Origin of the sequence: Pseudoxanthomonas kaohsiungensis (assembly GCF_010211765.1) — a bacterium.
In the GTDB taxonomy this organism is placed as follows: domain Bacteria; phylum Pseudomonadota; class Gammaproteobacteria; order Xanthomonadales; family Xanthomonadaceae; genus Pseudoxanthomonas; species Pseudoxanthomonas kaohsiungensis.
Genome location: NZ_PDWO01000001.1, coordinates 330860 through 350970, shown reverse-complemented (window position 1 = coordinate 350970; position 20111 = coordinate 330860). Strand labels below are relative to the sequence as shown.

The window sequence follows — 20111 nt, the reverse complement described above, 5'->3', positions numbered from 1 at the left end:
CAATACGGTCACTGGCACGGTCTTGAGCAAAGCGGGGGCCGCCGATGCTAGAATTGCGCTACGCATTTGAAGCTAACCCCGCGTCCCAGCGCGGGTTTTTCGTGCTAACCTCCGGCCGTCCTGGTCCGGAACGTCCGTCCGTCACTAGAGAAGAAGTCCATGGCGCTTGAGCGCACCCTTTCGATCGTCAAGCCCGATGCCGTCGCCAAGAACGTCATCGGCGAAATCTACTCCCGCTTCGAGAAAGCCGGCCTGAAGGTCGTGGCCGCCAAGTACAAGCAGCTGTCGCGCCGCGAGGCCGAGGGCTTCTACGCCGTGCACCGCGAGCGTCCGTTTTTCAACGCCCTGGTCGAGTTCATGATTTCCGGCCCGGTGATGATCCAGGTCCTGGAAGGCGAGAACGCCGTGCTCAAGCACCGCGAGCTGCTGGGCGCGACCAATCCGAAGGAAGCCGCGCCGGGCACCATCCGCGCCGACTTCGCCGAGTCGATCGACGCCAATGCCGCGCACGGTTCCGACTCGGTCGAGAATGCCGCGATCGAAGTGGCGTACTTCTTCGCCGCGACCGAAGTCGTCTCGCGCTGAGCGAGGGATAGCGACGTGGCCGGCCTGCAGCCGATTCCCAGCGTCACCACCACCGGCGACCCGGTCGCCGGTGGTGCGCCAGCGCACCCGGTCGAGGCTGGCAAGGCGCCGGCGCGCCAGAACCTGCTCGACCTCGACCGCGAGGGCCTGGAGCGCTTCTTCGCCGAGACCCTCGGCGAGCAGCGATACCGCGCGCACCAGGTGATGAAGTGGATCCACCACCGCTACGTCACCGACTTCGACCAGATGACCGACCTGGGCAAGGCGTTGCGGGCGAAGCTGCATGCGCACGCGCAGGTCGTCGTCCCCAACGTCGTGTTCGACAAGCCTTCCGCCGACGGCACCCACAAGTGGCTGCTGGCGATGGGTACCGATGGCAAGAACGCGATCGAAACGGTCTACATCCCGGACAAGGGGCGCGGCACGCTGTGCGTGTCCTCGCAGGTCGGCTGCGGGCTGAACTGCACGTTCTGCTCGACCGCCACCCAGGGCTTCAACCGCAACCTGACCACGGCCGAGATCATCGGCCAGGTCTGGGTGGCCGCGCGCCACCTGGGCAATGTGCCGCACCAGCAGCGCCGACTCACCAACGTGGTGATGATGGGCATGGGCGAGCCGCTCATGAACTTCGACAACGTCGTCCGCGCGATGAGCGTGATGCGCGACGACCTGGGCTACGGCCTGGCCAACAAGCGGGTGACCCTGTCGACGTCCGGCCTGGTGCCGATGATCGATCGCCTCTCGGTCGAGAGCGACGTCTCGCTGGCCGTGTCGCTGCATGCGCCCACCGACGAACTGCGCGAAACGCTGGTCCCGCTCAACCGGAAGTACCCGATCGCCGAGCTGATGGCGTCGTGCGCGCGCTACCTGCGCGCGAACAGGAAGCGTGACTCGGTGACCTTCGAGTACACCCTGATGAAGGGCGTGAACGACCAGCCCGAGCACGCGCGGCAGCTGGCGAAGCTGATGCGCCAGTTCGACAACTCGGTGCAGGCACGCGATTCGGGCAAGGTCAACCTGATTCCGTTCAACCCCTTCCCCGGCACCCGCTACGAGCGCTCGGACGAGGCGCAGATCCGCGCCTTCCAGAAGATCCTGCTCGACTCGCAGGTGCTGACCATGGTGCGACGCACCCGTGGCGACGACATCGACGCGGCCTGCGGCCAGCTCAAGGGACAGGTGATGGATCGCACCCGCCGCCAGGCGCAGTTCCGCCGCAGCCTGGCCCCCGACCTGGAAACGAACGGGCAGGTCGGCGGACATGCGGCCTGATCGCGGCGCGATCCTCCTGGCGTGTGCGCTGGTGCTGGTGGCGGCGTGTTCCAAGTCGGCCACGGTCAAGCCACCGAAGATCAAGGGCAGCGAGCAGATCGCGCCCGAGTACAGCTATTCGGACAGCGACGCCACCAAGAAGCGGGTGCAGGTCCGCGAGACTCTGGGGCTGGCCGGCCAGCGCTTCGCCACCGGGGACCTTGCCGAGGCCGAGAAGCAGGCCAACAAGGCGCTGAAGCTGGACCCTGCCGCGGCGGACGCCTACACCCTCCTGGGCGCCATCGCCGCCCGGCGCGGCCAGGCAGCCCAGGCGGGCGAGCACTACCGGCGCGCCGCCGAGCTGTCCCCCCAGCGGGGCGAGGTCCTCAACAACTACGGCGCGTGGCTGTGCGCCAACGGCCATCCGGCCGAGTCGCTGGTCTGGTTCGATCGCGCTCTGGCCGCGCCCGGCTACCGGACCCCTGGCTCGGCGCTGGCCAATGCCGGCGGTTGCGCCCTTAAAAGCGGGCAGGGCGAACGGGCGGAGCGTGATTTGCGTCGCGCTCTGGAAATCGAACCCAAAAATGCCTATGCACTTGCCAGCATGGCCGAGTATCAATATCGCCAGGGGCAATACTTCGAGGCGCGGGCGTTCGCGGAACGCAGGCTGGCGGCTGCGCCGGCCGATGCATCCGTGTTACAACTCGCGGCCAGGATCGAAGAGAGGCTTGGCGACAGGGCGGCCGCCAATCGATATGAGCAGCGGTTGAGGGCGGAGTTCCCGCAGGCCGCGACAGCCAGAACCGGGGAAGATCCAAAGTGATCCACGAATCCAGCGCGAACATCCACGGTGATGCGCGAGGGTGTGGCGGCCGGCTGCGCGACGCGCGGACCGCGGCGGGGCTGAGCGTGCAGGAAGTGGCTACCCGCCTGCGCATGCCGGTGCACGTCGTCCAGGCGCTGGAGGAAGGGCGCTGGCAGGTGATCGGCGCCAGCGTCTTCGTCCGTGGCCAGCTGCGCAGCTACGCGCGCCTGCTGGGGGTCGATGTCGAGCCCTTCCTGGACGCGGAGATCGCGCCCACCGCGCCGGTGGAGCTGGTGAGCCATTCGCACGCCCCCCGTTACCAGCGCCTGATGGAGAACATGGGGCGGCGCGCGGTCTACGTGGTGATCACCGCCGCCATCGTCGTCCCCGTATGGCTGGCCACCCGTTCGCATTTCAGCGATGTGGCACCCACCACCGCCTCGCTGGATGCGGTGCCGCCCGAGGCGGCCATGCCCGCGCAGGGCAGCCCGTTGCCGCCGCCAGCAGCGCCGTCGGCCCCTCCGGCCGCGGATGCCGGTCCCTATGTCGCCTCGCTCGCGCCGCCGGTCAACCGCAGCCCTGCGGCCGGCAAGCTCGTGCTCGATTTCGGCGGCGAGAGCTGGATGCAGGTGGTCGCGCCCGATGGCACGACGGTCGAGCAGGGCCTGATGCGTGCCGGCGACAACCGCACCTTCGACCTCGGCGCGGGATTGCGCGTGGTGCTCGGCAACGCGACCGCGGTACGCGTTCAGCAAGCGGGCAGTATCGTGGACACGGCGCCGTACCAGCGGGCGAACGTGGCCCGCTTTACGGTATCCTCTGACGGTTCCGTGACCCCTGCCGAGTAGCCGGCGCGGGCCGGTACTCCACTGGACATAGAAGTCCCGGCGCGGCCCGCGCGGGGCAGGGAACTGCATGGCAATCGACGACCTTCTTGACGAGCACGAGCAGGGCGAACGCGTCCGTTCGTGGCTGCGCAACAACGCACTTGGCATCCTCGGGGGCTTGGCCCTGGGCATCGCGGCCATTTATGGCTGGCAGTGGTGGGGCAAGCACCAGGCGCAGCAGCAGTACCAGGCGCATTCGACCTATGCCGCAGCGGTCAAGCAGCTGGAGGACGGCGCCACCGACAAGGCCGGCGCGCTGCTGGCCGGCCAGGAAGGCACCTATGCGACCCTGGCCGCGCTGCGCGTGGCCAAGGCCCAGGTCGAGGCAGGCAAGATCGAGGAAGCGATCGCCACCCTGCGCGGCATCCAGGCCGAACCGGCCCTGGCGCCGGTGGTGCATCAGCGCCTGGCGCAGCTGTACAACGCATCCGGCAAGCCGGACGAAGCATTGAAGGTGCTCGAGGGCGACACCGGCAGCGCGGCGCAGGAGCTTCGCGGCGACGCGCTGTTCGCGTCGGGCAAGCGCGACGAAGCCCGCGATGCCTACGCACAGGCGCTGACCGGCACCGACGTGGCGTCGCCGTCTCGCCGCCGCGTCGAGCTGAAACTGCAGGAGGCCGGTGGCCAGGTGCCCGAGCCGGTGGAGGCGATCTGACATGGCCCACAAGCACATGCTCCGTCCGGTCCTGGCGGCCGGCCTGCTCGCGCTGGCGCTGACCGGGTGCAGCACCGTTAAGGGCTGGTTCGCCGGCAAGGACGCGGAAGCCAAGAAGGCGGCCGAGCCTGCCGAGCTGGTCGACTTCCAGCCGACCGCGCAACCCGCCAAGGTCTGGTCGACCGGCATCGGCGACGGTGAGCGCCGGATCGGCACGCGGCAGACGCCGGCAGTGCTCGACGGACGCGTCTTCGCGGCCGCTTCCGAGAACCGTGTGGTCGCGCTGGACCTCCAGACCGGCAAGCAGGTCTGGGAGTTCAAGGCGCCGAAGGACCAGGCATTGCGCCTGTCCGGCGGCCCCGGTGCCGGCGAGGGCCTGGTGGTGGTCGGCAGCCTGGGCGGCGATGTCATCGCCCTGGACGCCGCCGGCGGAGCCGAGCGCTGGCGTGCCAAGGTCACCAGCGAGGTGATCGTCGCCCCGCTGGTCACGCAGGGCACGGTGTACGTGCGCAGCAACGACGGCCGCATCACCGCGCTGGACGCAACCACCGGCGAGCGCCGCTGGTTCAACGAGCACGAGCTGCCGCCCCTGACCGTTCGCGGCAACGCACCGCTCACCTACGCTCCCGGCGTGCTCTTCTCCGGCAACGACGACGGGACACTCAGCGCGCTGTCGCTTCAGGATGGTCGCGTGCTGTGGCAGCAGACGATCGGCACGCCCGACGGGCGCACCGAGCTCGAGCGCATGGCGGACGTCGACAGCGCGCCGCTGATCGACGGCACCATGCTGTTCGTGAGCAGCTTCAAGAACCGCACCGTCGCGATCGACGGCCCCAGCGGACGGCCGATGTGGCAGAGCGAGTACGGCGGCATCGGCGGCCTGGGCGTCGCCGCGTCCGGCCTGCTGGTATCGAGCCCGGCCGGCACGGTCTACCTGCTGGACAAGAACAATGGCGCGGCGTTGTGGTCGCAGCCGGCGCTGGCGCGGCGTTCGCTGACCGGCCCGGTGGTGCAGGGCGACTACGCGGTGGTCGGCGACTACGACGGCTACCTGCACTGGCTGCGCCTGGACAACGGCGAGCTGGCTGCGCGCGAGCGCGTGGGCGGCAAGGCCATCAAGGGCCAGCCGGTGGTGGTCGACGGCATCCTGCTGGTGCAGAACGTCGAAGGCGGCCTCACCGCCTTCCGTCTGGACTGATCGGACGGATGCAGGCAGGGATCACGCCATGTTGCCGCTGGTTGCTCTGGTTGGACGGCCCAATGTCGGCAAGTCGACCCTGTTCAATGCGCTGACGCGCAGCCGAGACGCGCTCGTCCACGACGAGCCGGGCGTCACCCGCGACCGCAACTATGGCGTGTGCAGGCTCGAGCCGGACCGGCCGTTCCTGCTGGTCGATACCGGCGGCATCGCCGGCGAAGAGGAAGGCCTGGCCGGAGCCACCGCCCGCCAGGCGCGTGGCGCCGCCGGCGAGGCCGACCTGGTCCTGTTCGTGGTCGACGGCCGCGAGGGCGCTTCGGCGCTGGACGACGAGATCCTGTCCTGGCTGCGCAAGCTGGCGCGTCCGACCCTCCTGGTGATCAACAAGATCGACGGCACCAACGAGGACGCGGTGCGCGCCGAGTTCGCGCGTTACGGTTTCGCCGATGTGCTGGCGGTATCGGCGGCGCACCGGCAGGGCCTGGACGACCTGCACCTGGAAATCCTCGAGCGCATTCCCGAAGAGGGCAGCACCGAGGAACTGGACAACGATCCGTCGCGCCTGCGCGTGGCCTTCGTCGGCCGGCCGAACGTGGGCAAGTCCACCCTGGTCAACCGGCTGCTGGGCGAGGAGCGGATGATCGCCTCGGAGGTGCCCGGTACCACGCGCGATTCGATCGCCGCCGACCTGGAGCGCGACGGGAAGCTGTACCGGCTGATCGACACCGCCGGCATCCGCCGCAAGGGCAAGGTCGAGGAGGCGGTCGAGAAGTTCAGCGTGGTCAAGACGCTGCAGGCGATCGAGCGCTGCCAGGTGGCGGTGCTGATGCTGGACGCCACCGAAGGCGTCACCGACCAGGACGCCACCGTGCTGGGTGCGGTGCTCGATGCCGGCCGCGCGCTGGTGATCGCGGTCAACAAGTGGGACGGGCTGACCACCTACCAGCGCGAGCAGGCCGAGGCGCTGCTGTCGCGCAAGCTGTCCTTCGTGCCGTGGGCCGAGGCGGTGCGCATCTCGGCCAAGCACGGCTCCGGGCTGCGCGAGCTGTTCCGCGCCGTCCATCGCGCGCATGCCTCGGCGATCCGCACCTTCAGCACCAGCGAAGTGAACAAGGCGCTTGAGATCGCCTATGAGACCAATCCGCCGCCGAGCATCCGCGGCCACGTCTCCAAGCTGCGCTACGTGCATCCCGGTGGCGAGAATCCGCCGACGTTCGTGGTCCACGGCACCCGCCTGAAGGACCTGCCCGATTCGTACAAGCGCTACCTGGAGAACTTCTTCCGCAAGCGCTTCAAGCTGGTCGGAACGCCGGTGCGGATGCTGTTCCGCGAGGGCGCCAATCCGTACGAAGGCAAGAAGAACGAACTGACCGAGCGCCAGGTCGCACGCAAGCGCCGGCTGATCCGCCACGTCAAGCGCGGCAAGTGAGATGGCGGCCTTGGCCGCCGGCACCCTGACCCTGGGCCTGCTGGCGGGCGGCCGCGGATCGCGGCTGGGTGGCGTCGACAAGGCCTGGCTCGAGCGCGATGGCGTGCCCCAGGTCCTGCGCTTCGCGCGCCGGTTCCCGGGGGAGACCGGGCCGGTGCTGGTCAGCGCCAACACCGACTTGGCCCGTTACGCCGACGCCGGCCTGGCCACGGTGGTCGACCGGCTCGACTCCGGCAGCGGCCCGCTGGCCGGGCTCGACGCGCTGGCGGCCGCGTGCACGACCGAGTGGCTGCTGACCTTGCCGGTGGACCTGTTCGACGTCAACGACTGCCTCGTCCGGAGCCTCGCCAGCGGCGCCGCGCCCAACGGAGCAGTCGCCGAGGACGACGACGGTCCGCAGCCCCTGGTGGCGCTTTATCGATGCGAACCGCTGCGGCGCGCGCTGTCGGCGATGGTCGCCGAAGGCCAGCTCGCACCGCGCCAGCTGGAGCAGCGGCTCGGGCTGGGCCGCGTGCGGCTGCGCGGGGTACGCTTCGGCAACCTCAACACGCCCCAGGACCTGGCGGCGGCGCGCATCGCGCTGCCCTGACTCCGCGCGAGCCGACCGATGGACCACGCCGATTTCCCCACCCGCATCTCGCTGGACGAAGCGCTCGCCATCATCGGGCAGGTGAGTGCGGCACGGCGGCCGGCGGCGGAGCGCGTACCGACCTCGCGTGCCGATGGCCGGGTGTTGGCGGCCGACGTGGTCGCGCCGGTGGCCTTGCCCGGCTTCGACAACAGCGCGATGGACGGCTTCGCCCTGCGCCATGCCGACTTGCATCCCGACGCGGCCACCGCGCTGCGCCTGGCGGGCGAGCAGTTCGCCGGCCGCGACCTGGGCCTGGCGCCGGCCACGGGCCAGTGCGTCCGCATCACCACCGGGGCGCCCATGCCCGAAGGCACCGATACGGTGCTGATCAAGGAAAGCGCGGTGCTCGACGGCGACACGGTGCTGGTGCCCGCCGGGCTGGCCCGCGGGGCCAACGTGCGCCGCCGCGCCGAGGACGTGCAGGTCGGCGACGTGGTGCTGCACGCAGGCCAGGTGCTGACCCCCGCGCGGATCGGCCTGGCCGCATCACTGGGCATCGATCGCCTCGCGGTGTCGCCGCGACCGACGGTGGCCGTCTTCGCCAGCGGCGACGAACTGGTCGAGCCGGGCCTGCCGTTGCAGCCCGGCCAGGTCTACAACAGCAACCGCGACCAGCTGATGGCGCAGTTGCGCGGACTCGGCCTGGAGCCGGTGGCGTGGCCGACCCTGCCCGATGACCCCGCACGGATCGCCGCCGTCCTGGACGACGCGGTCGACAGCTTCGACGTGGTCGTGACCTGCGGCGGGGTGTCGGCCGGCGAAAAGGACCACCTGCCGCCGTGGCTGCGTGCGCGCGGCCGCATCCATTTCTGGAAGGTGCGGATGCGGCCGGGCATGCCGGTGCTGTTCGGGCAGGCCGGGCGCGCGCTGGTGCTGGGCCTGCCGGGGAACCCGGTATCGGTGCTGGCGACCTTCACGCTGCTGGGCCGGGCGGTGCTCGACGGCCTGCAGGGGCGCAGCGAACCGCGCACGCGCTGGCGCGCGTGCCTGAGCGCCCCCTGGCGCAAACGCCACGAGCGCCTGGAGCTGCTGCGCGGCCAGCTCGGCCAAGGCGATGGCGCCGGATTGCAGGTGCTCCCCAATCCGGCCGATGGCTCCCATCGCCTGCGCGCGGCGTCCGGCAGCGACGTGCTGATCGTGCTGGACGAGGGCGTGCGCGACTATGCGGCCGGGGACCTGGTCGAGGTTGTGCCACTCTAGCGCGGCCTGCGACGGCGGCACGCCCGCGCCCGATTGCCCGCGCCCGCGGAAACATGCAACCCGCAACCGGGTGCTTTCGCCGTCGCGATGCGCGCCGGATAATCGACCGATGGCCCATTTCGAGATCACGCCCCGCCAGGCGCGCGAACGCCAGCGCCAGGGCGCACTGCTGGTCGATATCCGCCAGGCGCACGAGCGCGCCAGCGGCCAGGCGGAGGGCGCGCTGGGCATCCCCAAGGACGAGCTGGAAGCCGAGCACGCCCGGCACCTGCAGGCGCCGGACGCGGCGGTGATGCTGATCTGCCAGTCCGGGCAGCGTTCGGCTGCCACCGTGCAGGTGTTGCGGGCGGCCGGCTACACGGACGTGCATTCGGTCGCCGGCGGCACTACCGCCTGGATCGCGGACGCGCTGCCGCTGGTGCGTCCGCGGCTGGATGCGGACGAGGCAGATTTCCTGGAGCGCTACTCGCGCCACCTGCGCCTGGACGAGGTGGGCGTGGAAGGCCAGCGCCGGCTCGAGCGATCGCGCGTGCTGCTGGTCGGTGCCGGCGGGCTCGGTTCGCCGGCCGCGTTCTACCTGGCCGCCGCCGGCGTCGGCCACCTGCGCCTCGTCGACGACGACGTGGTGGACCGCAGCAACCTGCAGCGGCAGATCCTGCACGTGGAAGCGGCCATCGGCCAGGCCAAGGTCGAATCGGCGCGCGAGCGCCTGGCCGCGCTCAATCCGCGCGTGGTCGTGGAGGGCATACGCGAGCGGGCGACATCGGCCAACGTGGAGGCCTTGCTCGAGGGCATGGACGTGGTCGTGGACGGCTCGGACAACTTCCCGCTGCGGTACCTGCTCAACGACGCCTGCGTGAAGCTGGGCAAGCCACTGGTGTACGGCGCGGTGCAGCGCTTCGAAGGCCAGGCCAGCGTGTTCGACGCCGGCCGCCACCGCGGGCGTTGCCCGTGCTACCGCTGCCTGTTCCCGGAACCGCCGCCGCCGCAGTTCGCGCCCAGTTGCGCCGACGCCGGCGTGCTGGGCGTGCTGCCGGGCATCGTCGGCCTGCTGCAGGCGAACGAGGCGGTCAAGCTGCTGCTGGGCATCGGCCAGCCGCTGGCCGGACGCCTGCTCCAGTTCGATGCGCTGGCGATGCGGTTCCGCGAGGTCCGGCTGGCGCCCGACCCGCAATGCCCGGTCTGCGCGCCGGGGCGGCCGTTCCCGGGTTACATCGACTACGCTCGGTTCTGCGCGACGGGCGGCTGAGTGCCGTCCTCCATTCGACGGGCCGGTGGCCCACGCGCCCGCGCTTGCGCCGGCACACCTGGAGGTGAATGAGGATGGCCGTGGAAAGCGCGATGGGCGACCAGCTGGTCCGCGTGGTGGGGCTGCTGGGCGCGGCGGTGGTCATGGTGCCGCTGTTCCGGCGGCTGGGCCTGGGCTCGGTGCTCGGCTACCTGGCCGCGGGCCTGCTGATCGGGCCGTTCGGGCTGGGCTGGTTCAGCGATCCGCAGGCGATCCTGCACGTGGCCGAACTGGGCGTGGTGATGTTCCTGTTCGTGATCGGCCTGGAGATGCGACCCTCGCACCTGTGGAGCCTGCGCGGGGAGATCTTCGGCCTGGGTTCGCTGCAGATCGGCACCTGCATCGCGGTGCTGACCGGGGTCGCGCTGCTGTTCGGCCTGCCGGGCAAGGCGGCCTTCATCGGCGCGGCCGGCTTCGTGCTGACCTCCACGGCGATCGTCATGCAGCTGCTGAGCGAGCGCGGCGACATCGCCTTGCCGCGTGGGCAGAAGATCGTCTCGATCCTGCTGTTCGAGGACCTGCTGATCGTGCCGCTGCTGGCCCTGGTGGCGTTCATGTCGCCGCTGCCGGACACCGGCGCCGACAGCCGCTGGCTGGGCGTGGTCACCGCGGTGGCGGCGCTGGCGGGACTGGTCGCCGCCGGCATCTGGCTGCTCAACCCGCTGTTCCGGCTGCTGGCCGCGGTCAAGGCCCGCGAGGTGATGACCGCCGCAGCCCTGCTGGTGGTACTGGGCTCGGCGCTGCTGATGGACGTGGGCGGGCTGTCGATGGCCATGGGGGCCTTCCTGGCCGGCGTGCTGCTGTCCGAATCCACGTTCCGGCACCAGCTGGAGGCCGACATCGAGCCGTTCCGCGGGATCCTGCTGGGCCTGTTCTTCCTGGCCGTGGGCATGGCCCTGGACCTGCGGGTGGTCGCCTCCAATGCCGGCCTGATCCTGTCGCTGGTGGCCGCGCTGATGCTCGCCAAGGGATTGGGCATCTATGCGGTGGCCCGGATCATGCGCAGTCCGCATGCCGAGGCGCTCGATCGCGCGGTGCTGATGGCCCAGGGCGGTGAGTTCGCCTTCGTGTTGTTCGCCGCCGCCGCGGCAACCGGCGTGATCGACGCGCGCACCAATGCCAACCTGACCGCGGTGGTGGTGTTGTCGATGGCGTTCACCCCGCTGGTGGTGCTGGCCGTGCGCCGGCTGTTGCCGGACCGCAGCGGGCCGTCGATGGAGGGCATCGATGAAGCGCAGGACCTGGCCGGCAGCGTGCTGATCATCGGTTTCGGCCGCTTCGGCCAGGTGATGAGCCAGTCGCTGCTGGCCCGCGACGTGGACGTGACCATCATCGATACCGACATCGAGATGATCCGCAGCGCCGGCGAGTTCGGCTTCAAGGTGTACTACGGCGATGGCACCCGCCTGGACGTGCTGCACGCCTGCGGCGCCGACAAGGCGCGCGCGATCGCGGTGTGCATCGACGACCGGACCGCGGCCAACCGCATCGTCGAGTTGTGCCGCGGCGAGTTCTCCCAAGCCCGCCTGCTGGTGCGCGCCTTCGACCGCGAGCACGCACTGGAGCTGGTCGCGCTGGGCGTGGACTACCACATCCGCGAAACCTTCGAGTCGGCGGTGTTGTTCGGCCGCGCCGCGCTGGAGGAGATCGGCGTGGATGCGGACGAGGCCCAGAGCGTGTCAGAGGAGGTCCGGCGCCTGGACGCGGAGCGCTTCACCCTGGAGGTGGCCGCCGGCGACGTGCGCGCCGGCCGCCCGCTGATCATCGGCAATACCGCGCCGGCCACGCCTACGCCATTCACCACGCCGCGCCGCGAGTCGCAGCGGCTGGACCGGGCGGATGGGCGCGCCGAGGCTACCGACGCGTAGCGCCGGGTGGCGGTCCGTCGGCCGTGCGCATGAACCGGGCGAGCGCGGCGCCGTAGCGCCCATCGTCGGAGAGGTCGTTGTGGCCGGCCCCGGCGAAGTCCACCACCCGGGCCGGGCGCGGCAGCGCCTGCAGCAGGCGGTCGGTATTGGCCGGCGGAACGACGGCGTCGCGGCCGGCGCGCAGGACCAGCACCTCGCCGCCGAAGTCCTGCAACAGTTCCGCCGAAGGGTAGCGCTCGTGCATCAGCCAGCGTACCGGCAGCCACGGGTAATGGGCCTGGCCGACCTCGGCCAGGCCGTCGAACGGGGTGACCAGGGCCAGCCGCGCGACCGGACGGTGGGCGGCGACGTGCGCAGCCACGCCGCTGCCCAGGCTGCGGCCGACCACGCCGATGTCGCCGTCGGGATGGTCGCGGCGCACCCGGTCGTAGATCGCCAGCGCATCGGCCAGGATCGCCGCCTCCGAAGGCTCGCCGTCGCTGGCGCCGTAACCGCGGTAGGCGACCAGGTAGACGGTGCGGTCGGTGAACCAGTCGGCGAACGGCTCCCGCCATGACTCGACGCGCTCCGCGTTGCCGCCGAAGTAGAGCAGGGCGTCGCGCCGCCCGGGGTTCACCCGCCAGCCGCGCAGCCGGATGTCGCCCACCGGCACTTCGAAATCCGTCTGGGTCGCAGCCACCCGGGTGTGGGCCGGGTAGTAGACCAGCGCGTCCTGGCGGGCGTAGAGCAGGGCGGCAATGGCGGCATAGCCGAGCAGGATCAGCAGGCCCAGGCGCGCCGCGACCGGCCACCGCCGTGGCCGCTCAGCCATGGCGGCCGCGGGATGCCTCGAACGCCGCCAGCTGCTCCGGGGTGGCTTCGGCCTGGTGGCGCGACTTCCACTCGGCGAACGGCATGCCGTAGACCGCCTGCCGCGCCTGTTCCTTGTCCATGGGCACGCCAGCCTCCTGCGCCGCCTCGCGGTACCAGTCGGCCAGGCAGTTGCGGCAGAACCCGGCCAGGATCATCAGGTCGATGTTCTGCACATCGGTGCGTTCCTGGTTGAGGTGCTGCAGCAGCCGGCGGAATGCGGCCGCCTCCAGTTGTACGGTGTCGACCATCTGCTTTCCCTACCTCGCCACAGCCGAATCAGGGACAATGTGCCCACTCCGTGCTCCCGCCCGCAAGTTCCCCGATGACCGCTCGCATCCTCGATGGCCGCCGCGTCGCCGACGCCCTGCTCGACGAACTCAAGGTCCGGGTCGATGCCCGCCTCGCCGCCGGCCGCTCGCGACCGGGCCTGGCGGTGGTCCTGGTCGGCGCCGACCCGGCTTCGGCCGTGTACGTGCGCAACAAGCGCAAGGCGGCGGCAAAGGTAGGCATCGAGGCGTTCGACTACGACCTGCCGGCCGGCACCTCCGAGGCGCAGGTCCTGGCCCTGATCGACCAGCTCAACGCTGACCCGAAGATCCACGGCATCCTGGTCCAGCTGCCCCTGCCCGGGATCGCCGATGCGTCCGGCCTGATCGGCCGGATCGACCCGCGCAAGGACGTGGACGGCTTCCATCCGCAGAACGTGGGCCACCTGGCCCTGCGCCAGTTCGGCCTGCGCCCGTGCACGCCGCGCGGGATCATGACCCTGCTGGCCCACACCGACCGCCCCGTCCGCGGTCGCAACGCCACGATCGTCGGCGTGAGCAACCACGTCGGCCGGCCGATGGCGCTGGAACTGCTGATCGCCGGCTGCACGGTGACCAGCTGCCACAAGTTCACCCCGCACGAGGTGCTGGAAGCGCGCGTCCGCGATGCCGATGTCCTGGTGGTGGCGGTGGGCCGGCCGGGCATCGTCCCCGGCGAGTGGGTCAAGCCCGGTGCGGTGGTGATCGACGTGGGCATCAACCGCCTCGACGACGGCCGCCTGGTCGGCGACGTCGGCTACGAGGCCGCCGCGCAGCGCGCCAGCTGGATCACGCCGGTGCCCGGCGGGGTCGGCCCGATGACCGTGGCCACCCTGATGCAGAACACGATCGAGGCGGTCGAAGCCCTGGAACGGCACGGCTGATCGATCGCTCGCGGCCCGAAATCACGGGGCCGCGGGGCGGCAGGCCCCCGATCCGCCATGGGCCGGCCTGGTGGCGTTACCCGACAAGGCGGGCCGACCCGGGCGGTGATCGCCCCATGCCGCGGGCGGCGCGATCCCGGGATGCAGCGTGCCGCTTGCAAGGCTCGCCGGGCGGGGGTGCTTGGGGCGTATAATGGCGCGCTTCCCCACATCCGGGTATGCCGATGCTACGCATCCAGGCCGAAGCGCTCACCTACGACGACGTCTCCCTCGTCCCCGCCCATTCCACCGTGCTGCCCAAGGACGTGTCGCTCACGACGCGTTTCACCCGGGACCTGCGCATCAACCTGCCGATCGTGTCGGCGGCGATGGACACGGTGACCGAAGCCCGCCTGGCCGTGGCCATGGCCCAGCTGGGCGGCATCGGCATCCTGCACAAGAACATGACCGCCGAGCAGCAGGCCGCCGAGGTGGCGAAGGTCAAGAAGTTCGAATCCGGCGTGATCCGCGACCCGATCACGGTCAAGCCCGAGACCACCATCCGCGAAGTGCTGGCGCTGACCCGCGCGCGCAACATCTCCGGCGTGCCGGTGGTCGACGAATCGGGCCAGCTGACCGGCATCGTGACCCGCCGCGACATGCGCTTCGAGACCGAGCTGGACGACCCGGTCCGCCACATCATGACCAAGAAGGACCGCCTGGTCACGGTGAAGGAGGGCGCCGAAGACGGCGAAGTGCTCAAGCTCCTGCACAAGCACCGGATCGAGAAGGTGCTGGTCGTCAACGACGACTACGCCCTGCGCGGCCTGATCACGGTCAAGGACATCCAGAAGAAGACCGACAACCCGAACGCCGCCAAGGACTCGTCCTCGCGCCTGCTGGTCGGCGCCGCGGTAGGCGTGGGCGGCGACACCGAGCAGCGCGTGGAGGCGCTGGTGGCCGCCGGCGTGGACGTGATCGTGGTCGACACCGCGCACGGCCATTCGCAGGCGGTGGTCGACCGCGTGGCCTGGGTCAAGAAGAACTTCCCGCAGGTGCAGGTGATCGGCGGCAACATCGTCACCGGCGAAGCGGCGCTGGCCCTCTACGACGCTGGCGCCGACGCGGTGAAGGTCGGCGTCGGCCCGGGTTCGATCTGCACCACGCGCGTGGTCGCCGGCGTGGGCGTGCCGCAGATCACCGCGGTCGACCTGGTGGCCGAGGCGCTGCAGGACCGCATCCCGCTGATCGCCGACGGCGGCATCCGCTACTCCGGCGACATCGGCAAGGCGATCGCCGCCGGTGCCTCGACCGTGATGATCGGCGGCCTGTTCGCCGGCACCGAGGAATCGCCGGGCGAGATCGAGCTGTTCCAGGGCCGCAGCTACAAGAGCTACCGCGGCATGGGCTCGCTGGGCGCGATGGAGAAGGGCTCCAAGGACCGCTACTTCCAGGACGCCTCCGACGCCGACAAGCTGGTGCCGGAAGGCATCGAGGGCCGCGTCCCGGTCCGCGGCCCGCTGTCGGGCGTGATCCACCAGCTGATTGGTGGCCTGCGCGCGACGATGGGCTATGTCGGCTGCGCGACCATCGAGGAGATGCGCAGCAAGCCCAAGTTCGTGGTGATCACCGGCGCCGGCCAGCGCGAGAGCCACGTCCACGACGTGCAGATCACCAAGGAACCGCCGAACTACCGCATGGGGTGAACGGACGCGCTTGCGAGGCACTGCCCCGCGCGTCCGCGAACGCCCGGCCCGCAAGGGCCGGGCCGGGCAGCCACCCCCGACCGGTCCGCCACGGATGGCGGCGACAACCCACATCAACCAAGAGCCGCGCCGCCCGCCGATGACCGACATCCACAGCGACAAGATCCTCATCCTCGACTTCGGCGCGCAGTACACCCAGCTGATCGCCCGTCGCATCCGCGAGCTCGGCGTCTACTGCGAAATCTGGGCCTGGGACCATGACCCGGCCGAGATCGCCGCATTCGCGCCCAGGGGCATCATCCTGTCGGGTGGCCCGGAGTCGACCACCGTCGACGGCTCGCCGCGCGCGCCGCAGCAGGTGTTCGACAGCGGCCTGCCGATCCTGGGCATCTGCTACGGCATGCAGACCATGGCCAAGCAGCTCGGCGGCGACACCGAGGCCGCCGACCAGCGCGAATTCGGCCACGCCGAGGTCTCTCTGGTGGCCGCCGACCGCCTGTTCGAGGGGCTCAAGGACCACCCCGGCTCGCCGCCGCGCCTGGACGTGTGGATGAGCCATGGTGACCACGTCTCCATCGCCCCGCCGGGCTTCACCGTCACCGCGAAGACCGACCGGATCCCGGTCGCGGCCTTCGCCGACGACGCGCGCCGCTGGTACGGCGTGCAGTTCCATCCCGAAGTGACCCATACCAAGCAGGGCCAGGCGCTGCTGCGGCGCTTCGTGGTCGATATCTGCGGCTGCCAGATCCTGTGGACGGCGGCCCACATCATCGAGGACCAGGTCGCGCGCGTGCGCGAGCAGGTGGGCACCGACGAGGTGGTCCTCGGCCTGTCCGGCGGCGTGGACTCTTCGGTGGTGGCCGCACTGTTGCACAAGGCCATCGGCGACCAGCTGACCTGCGTGTTCGTCGACACCGGCCTGCTGCGCTGGAAGGAAGGCGACCAGGTGATGGCGATGTTCGCCGCCGAAGCCGACAAGGGCGGCATGGGCGTGAAGGTCGTGCGCGTCGACGCGCACGAGCGCTACTTCAAGGCGCTGGAAGGCATCGCCGACCCGGAAGCCAAGCGCAAGATCATCGGCAACCTGTTCGTGGAGATCTTCGAGGAAGAGTCGGGCAAGCTGAAGAACGCCCGCTGGCTGGCCCAGGGCACCATTTACCCCGACGTGATCGAGTCGGCCGGCAGCAAGACCGGCAAGGCCCACGTCATCAAGAGCCACCACAACGTCGGCGGCCTTCCCGAGCACATGAAGCTGGGCCTGGTCGAGCCGCTGCGCGAACTGTTCAAGGACGAGGTGCGCCGCCTGGGCGTGGAGCTGGGCCTGCCGCGCGAGATGGTCTACCGCCATCCGTTCCCGGGCCCCGGCCTGGGCGTGCGCATCCTGGGCGAGGTCAAGCCCGAGTACGCCGAGCTGCTGGCCCGGGCCGATGCGATCTTCATCGAGGAGCTGCGCGCCTGGGACCTGTACGACAAGACCAGCCAGGCCTTCGCCGTGTTCCTGCCGGTCAAGTCGGTGGGCGTGGTCGGCGACGCGCGCGCCTACGAGTGGGTGATCGCGCTGCGGGCGGTGGAAACCATCGATTTCATGACCGCGCACTGGGCGCACCTGCCGTACGAGTTCCTCGGCCGGGTGTCCAACCGCATCATCAACGAGCTGCGCGGGGTGTCGCGCGTGGTCTACGACATCAGCGGCAAGCCGCCGGCCACGATCGAGTGGGAGTGACCGCGGCGGCGAGCCCGGTCCGGGACCACGGCCGGTAGAAGAAGCGACAGGAGCCTGACATGCGCAACAGACCTTTCGGCCGCACCGGCCGCAGCGTGGCCCCGATCGGCTTCGGCGCCTGGGCGATCGGCGCGGCGTGGGGCAAAGTCGACGATTCCGAATCGGTGGCCGCGCTGCATGCCGCGCTCGACGCCGGTCTGGACTTCATCGACACCGCGGACGTTTACGGCGACGGACATTCCGAGCAGCTGATCGCGCGCGTGCTCAAGGAGCGGGGCGGCGCGCGCCCGTTCGTGGCCACCAAGGCCGGTCGCCGGCTGCCGGAGCAGACCGTGGCCGGCTACAGCGCGCAGAATCTCGAAGCCTGGATCGATCGCAGCTTGCGCAACCTGGACTTCGATGTGCTGGACCTGGTCCAGCTGCATTGCCCGCCGACCGACGCCTACTACCACCCCGAGGTGTTCGAGCGGATGGAGCGCCTGGTCGAGCGCGGCAAGCTGCGCCACTACGGCGTCAGCGTCGAGCGCGTCGAGGAAGGCCTGAAGGCCATCGAGTACCCCGGCGTGGCCAGCGTCCAGATCATCTACAACATGTTCCGCCTGCGTCCGGCCGAGCTGTTCTTCCGCCAGGCGCAGCGCCGCAACGTGGCGGTGATCGCCCGCGTGCCGCTGGCCAGCGGCATGCTCAGCGGCAAGTTCGGCCGCGATACCCGTTTCGAGGACAGCGACCATCGCCAGTTCAACCGGCACGGCGAAGTGTTCGACGTCGGCGAAACGTTCTCCGGCGTGCCTTACGAGGTCGGCCTGGCGGCGGTGGAGAAGCTGCGTCCCCTGGTGCCGGAAGGCGCGACGATGGCCCAGCTCGCCCTGCGCTGGATCCTGATGGACGAGGCAGTGACCGTGGTCATTCCCGGCGCGCGCACGGCCGCCCAGGCGCTGGGGAATATCGCCGCGGCCACGCTTCCCGCGCTGTCGCAGGCGACCCTGGACGCCGTGGCGCAGGTCTACGACCAGGACATCCGCCCCCACGTGCACCAGCGCTGGTGAGAGGGCGCGGATGGGGGGCATGAGCCAGGACGACCAGGCCACGCTCGACGAGCGCTGGATGCGCCACGCCTTCGCCCTGGCCGAGCGCGCCCAGGGCGAGTACGACGAGATCCCGGTCGGCGCGGTGCTGGTCGGTGCCGATGGACGGCTGCTCGGGGAAGGCTGGAACCGCAATATCCTCGACCACGATCCCAGCGCGCACGCAGAGATCGTGGCCATGCGCGAGGCAGGGCGGGCGCTGGGCAACCACCGCCTGGTCGGCAGCACCCTGTACGTGACCCTGGAACCGTGCGCGATGTGTGCGATGGCCCTGGTCCATGCGCGGGTGGCCCGCGTGGTGTACGGCGCGGCCGATCCCAAGACCGGCGCCTGCGGCAGCGTGTTCGACATGCTGGCCGATCCGCGGCACAACCATCGCGTGCAGGTGTCGGGTGGCGTGCTCGGAGAGGAGGCCGGACGCCGGCTGAGCAACTATTTCCGGGCCAAGCGCGGCCGGCCGTTGCTCTGAGTCGCGCCGTCGTCGCAAGCGCGCCGGCGTCATCGGGACCGGATCTGCCATCGCCGGGCCGTGGCTGGTAGAGCGGGGCTTGCCCCGCTGCCCGTTGCGAGGCGGTCCTGGCACGTGGGCAGCGGGGCAAGCCCCGCTCTACGCGTGCATGCGCAACGACGTGCGGCCTCAGCCGGGCTTGCGCTTGCCGGGGCGGTGGTCCATCTCTTCGTTGATCGCGGTCACCGCCAGGGTCGATTCGCGCGCCAGGAGCAGGCTGGCGGCGAACATCGACAGCACGCCGGCCGAGGCGAGCAGGATCGGCAGCGATCCCAGCCGGTGCCCGGTGAAGGTATCGACCGAGACCGCCAGGCTGGTGCCGACGAAGCAACTGATCGCCACGTACAGCAGCTGGCCGGCGCGCAGGATGTTCAGGCTGCGTCGGCGCTGCAGGGCGATGCGCCGTTCGTACAGCGCGCGCTCGCCGGCGTCGTCGACGTCGGCCAGTTCGCGCAGCAGGGTGCGGGCCCGGTCGATGATGCGCGCCAGGCGGTTGTTGGCCGACAGCAGCAGCGAGGCGGTGGCGGTGAGGAAGAAAGCCGGCGCCAGCATCGCGGCCAGCACGGCATGGGTGTTGGAGGAGTCCATGGGCGGGCGGTTCCGGGGGGCTGCGTTATCATGCCAGTCCGCGCGCGGCTGGCAAGCGCGCAGTACCGCGAAGCGAGGACGCATGGCCATTGCAGCAGCACAGGATCGCCTGATCTGGATCGACCTGGAGATGACCGGGCTGGATACCGGCAACGATTCGATCCTGGAGATCGCCACGGTCGTCACCGACTCGCAACTGCGCGTGCTGGCCGAGGGCCCGGAGCTGGCGATCGGCCATCCGGCGGCGGCGCTGGAGGCGATGGACGAGTGGAACCGCAACCAGCATCGCAAGTCCGGCCTGTGGCAGCGCGTGCTCGACAGCGAGGTGAGCCTGGCCCAGGCCGAGGCGCGTACCGTCACGTTCCTCAACGAGTGGGTGCCGGCCAAGGCCTCGCCGATGTGCGGCAACTCGATCTGCCAGGACCGCCGCTTCCTGCACCGGCTGATGCCGCGGCTGGAACAGTATTTCCACTACCGCAACCTGGACGTGAGCACGCTTAAGGAACTGGCCCGGCGCTGGGCCCCCGACGTGCTGGCCGGCGTGCGCAAGCAGGCCGCACATACCGCGCTGAGCGACGTCCACGACTCCATCGAGGAGCTGCGCCACTACCGCCGGCACCTGGCGAAGCTGGCGACCGACTGACCGCTCCCTGCGGCGATCCGGGCCAGGTGACGGAAGGCCAG

At 70.4% G+C, this 20111-nt stretch carries 20 protein-coding genes; 17 read left to right on the top strand and 3 right to left on the bottom strand.

All coding sequences use genetic code 11. From position 1 onward, the window contains the following. The first annotated feature begins 159 nt into the window (after window positions 1-159). The 11 genes from ndk (at window position 160) to CSC66_RS01555 (ending at window position 11797) form a co-directional block, all read left to right on the top strand. Window positions 160-585, top strand: coding sequence for a nucleoside-diphosphate kinase (gene ndk, locus CSC66_RS01605; protein ID WP_162375564.1), 426 nt, complete (start codon window positions 160-162; stop codon window positions 583-585). Window positions 586-708: 123 nt separating this feature from the next. Next, a complete protein-coding gene (gene rlmN / locus CSC66_RS01600; protein ID WP_162375794.1) occupies window positions 709-1857 on the top strand; it encodes a dual-specificity RNA methyltransferase RlmN in 1149 nt (382 codons plus the stop codon). Further along, on the top strand, window positions 1847-2659 hold the full coding sequence (gene pilW, locus CSC66_RS01595; RefSeq protein WP_162375562.1) for a type IV pilus biogenesis/stability protein PilW: 813 nt from the start codon (window positions 1847-1849) through the stop codon (window positions 2657-2659). Before rlmN ends, pilW begins: the two co-directional genes overlap by 11 nt. Next, window positions 2656-3489: a helix-turn-helix domain-containing protein gene (locus CSC66_RS01590; protein WP_162375561.1), complete on the top strand. Its 834-nt coding sequence runs from the start codon at window positions 2656-2658 to the stop codon at window positions 3487-3489. The genes pilW and CSC66_RS01590 overlap by 4 nt, the downstream gene beginning before the upstream one ends. Window positions 3490-3556: 67 nt before the next feature. Further along, a complete protein-coding gene (locus CSC66_RS01585; RefSeq protein ID WP_162375559.1) occupies window positions 3557-4183 on the top strand; it encodes a YfgM family protein in 627 nt (208 codons plus the stop codon). 1 nt (window position 4184) lies between these two features. After that, a complete protein-coding gene (gene bamB, locus CSC66_RS01580) occupies window positions 4185-5381 on the top strand; it encodes an outer membrane protein assembly factor BamB (RefSeq protein ID WP_162375557.1) in 1197 nt (398 codons plus the stop codon). Window positions 5382-5409: 28 nt separating this feature from the next. After that, window positions 5410-6810 (top strand): ribosome biogenesis GTPase Der, encoded by a 1401-nt coding sequence (der, locus tag CSC66_RS01575; protein WP_162375555.1) that lies wholly within the window; start codon window positions 5410-5412, stop codon window positions 6808-6810. Between the two features lies 1 nt (window position 6811). Next, window positions 6812-7399 (top strand): molybdenum cofactor guanylyltransferase, encoded by a 588-nt coding sequence (gene mobA, locus CSC66_RS01570; RefSeq protein WP_162375553.1) that lies wholly within the window; start codon window positions 6812-6814, stop codon window positions 7397-7399. 18 nt (window positions 7400-7417) lie between these two features. Further along, on the top strand, window positions 7418-8641 hold the full coding sequence (locus tag CSC66_RS01565; RefSeq protein WP_162375551.1) for a molybdopterin molybdotransferase MoeA: 1224 nt from the start codon (window positions 7418-7420) through the stop codon (window positions 8639-8641). Window positions 8642-8750: 109 nt separating this feature from the next. Next, window positions 8751-9890: a molybdopterin-synthase adenylyltransferase MoeB gene (gene moeB / locus CSC66_RS01560; RefSeq protein WP_162375549.1), complete on the top strand. Its 1140-nt coding sequence runs from the start codon at window positions 8751-8753 to the stop codon at window positions 9888-9890. Between the two features lie 74 nt (window positions 9891-9964). Then, a complete protein-coding gene (locus CSC66_RS01555; RefSeq protein ID WP_162375547.1) occupies window positions 9965-11797 on the top strand; it encodes a monovalent cation:proton antiporter-2 (CPA2) family protein in 1833 nt (610 codons plus the stop codon). On the opposite strand, the gene CSC66_RS01550 is transcribed toward CSC66_RS01555, so the two are convergent. Both CSC66_RS01550 and CSC66_RS01545 read right to left on the bottom strand, forming a co-directional pair. Next, a complete protein-coding gene (locus tag CSC66_RS01550; RefSeq protein ID WP_162375545.1) occupies window positions 11784-12608 on the bottom strand; it encodes an alpha/beta hydrolase in 825 nt (274 codons plus the stop codon). The two genes, CSC66_RS01555 and CSC66_RS01550, sit on opposite strands and share 14 nt — an antisense overlap. Further along, window positions 12601-12897, bottom strand: a complete 297-nt coding sequence (locus CSC66_RS01545) for a DUF1244 domain-containing protein (RefSeq protein WP_162375543.1) — start codon at window positions 12895-12897, stop codon at window positions 12601-12603. The genes CSC66_RS01550 and CSC66_RS01545 overlap by 8 nt, the downstream gene beginning before the upstream one ends. A gap of 74 nt (window positions 12898-12971) precedes the next feature. On the opposite strand from CSC66_RS01545, the gene folD reads away from it, so the two are divergent. From folD to tadA, 5 genes are all read left to right on the top strand, one after another. Then, complete coding sequence (folD, locus tag CSC66_RS01540) at window positions 12972-13838, top strand: bifunctional methylenetetrahydrofolate dehydrogenase/methenyltetrahydrofolate cyclohydrolase FolD (RefSeq protein WP_162375541.1); 867 nt, start codon at window positions 12972-12974, stop codon at window positions 13836-13838. Window positions 13839-14062: 224 nt separating this feature from the next. Then, window positions 14063-15523, top strand: coding sequence for an IMP dehydrogenase (gene guaB, locus CSC66_RS01535; protein WP_162375540.1), 1461 nt, complete (start codon window positions 14063-14065; stop codon window positions 15521-15523). Window positions 15524-15662: 139 nt separating this feature from the next. Then, complete coding sequence (gene guaA, locus CSC66_RS01530) at window positions 15663-17246, top strand: glutamine-hydrolyzing GMP synthase (protein WP_162375538.1); 1584 nt, start codon at window positions 15663-15665, stop codon at window positions 17244-17246. 59 nt (window positions 17247-17305) lie between these two features. After that, window positions 17306-18292: an aldo/keto reductase gene (locus CSC66_RS01525; protein WP_162375536.1), complete on the top strand. Its 987-nt coding sequence runs from the start codon at window positions 17306-17308 to the stop codon at window positions 18290-18292. Between the two features lie 19 nt (window positions 18293-18311). Further along, on the top strand, window positions 18312-18800 hold the full coding sequence (gene tadA, locus CSC66_RS01520) for a tRNA adenosine(34) deaminase TadA (RefSeq protein WP_379655839.1): 489 nt from the start codon (window positions 18312-18314) through the stop codon (window positions 18798-18800). A 168-nt stretch (window positions 18801-18968) separates the two neighbouring features. Here the strand turns inward: tadA and CSC66_RS01515 are convergent, their stop codons facing one another. Further along, window positions 18969-19427 (bottom strand): DUF2721 domain-containing protein, encoded by a 459-nt coding sequence (locus CSC66_RS01515; protein WP_162375533.1) that lies wholly within the window; start codon window positions 19425-19427, stop codon window positions 18969-18971. Between the two features lie 82 nt (window positions 19428-19509). Here CSC66_RS01515 and orn point away from each other — a divergent pair, with 82 nt between their 5' ends. Further along, on the top strand, window positions 19510-20070 hold the full coding sequence (orn, locus tag CSC66_RS01510; protein WP_162375531.1) for an oligoribonuclease: 561 nt from the start codon (window positions 19510-19512) through the stop codon (window positions 20068-20070). Window positions 20071-20111: the final 41 nt, after the last annotated feature.

Coding starts and splice junctions, on each gene's coding strand:
- ndk (WP_162375564.1), top strand. CDS start 160: ATGGCGCTTGAGCGCACCCTTTCGATCGTCAAGCCCGATGCCGTCGCC.
- pilW (WP_162375562.1), top strand. CDS start 1,847: ATGCGGCCTGATCGCGGCGCGATCCTCCTGGCGTGTGCGCTGGTGCTG.
- CSC66_RS01585 (WP_162375559.1), top strand. CDS start 3,557: ATGGCAATCGACGACCTTCTTGACGAGCACGAGCAGGGCGAACGCGTC.
- bamB (WP_162375557.1), top strand. CDS start 4,185: ATGGCCCACAAGCACATGCTCCGTCCGGTCCTGGCGGCCGGCCTGCTC.
- der (WP_162375555.1), top strand. CDS start 5,410: ATGTTGCCGCTGGTTGCTCTGGTTGGACGGCCCAATGTCGGCAAGTCG.
- mobA (WP_162375553.1), top strand. CDS start 6,812: ATGGCGGCCTTGGCCGCCGGCACCCTGACCCTGGGCCTGCTGGCGGGC.
- CSC66_RS01565 (WP_162375551.1), top strand. CDS start 7,418: ATGGACCACGCCGATTTCCCCACCCGCATCTCGCTGGACGAAGCGCTC.
- moeB (WP_162375549.1), top strand. CDS start 8,751: ATGGCCCATTTCGAGATCACGCCCCGCCAGGCGCGCGAACGCCAGCGC.
- CSC66_RS01555 (WP_162375547.1), top strand. CDS start 9,965: ATGGCCGTGGAAAGCGCGATGGGCGACCAGCTGGTCCGCGTGGTGGGG.
- CSC66_RS01550 (WP_162375545.1), bottom strand. CDS start 12,608: ATGGCTGAGCGGCCACGGCGGTGGCCGGTCGCGGCGCGCCTGGGCCTG.
- CSC66_RS01545 (WP_162375543.1), bottom strand. CDS start 12,897: ATGGTCGACACCGTACAACTGGAGGCGGCCGCATTCCGCCGGCTGCTG.
- folD (WP_162375541.1), top strand. CDS start 12,972: ATGACCGCTCGCATCCTCGATGGCCGCCGCGTCGCCGACGCCCTGCTC.
- guaB (WP_162375540.1), top strand. CDS start 14,063: ATGCTACGCATCCAGGCCGAAGCGCTCACCTACGACGACGTCTCCCTC.
- guaA (WP_162375538.1), top strand. CDS start 15,663: ATGACCGACATCCACAGCGACAAGATCCTCATCCTCGACTTCGGCGCG.
- CSC66_RS01525 (WP_162375536.1), top strand. CDS start 17,306: ATGCGCAACAGACCTTTCGGCCGCACCGGCCGCAGCGTGGCCCCGATC.
- tadA (WP_379655839.1), top strand. CDS start 18,312: ATGAGCCAGGACGACCAGGCCACGCTCGACGAGCGCTGGATGCGCCAC.
- CSC66_RS01515 (WP_162375533.1), bottom strand. CDS start 19,427: ATGGACTCCTCCAACACCCATGCCGTGCTGGCCGCGATGCTGGCGCCG.
- orn (WP_162375531.1), top strand. CDS start 19,510: ATGGCCATTGCAGCAGCACAGGATCGCCTGATCTGGATCGACCTGGAG.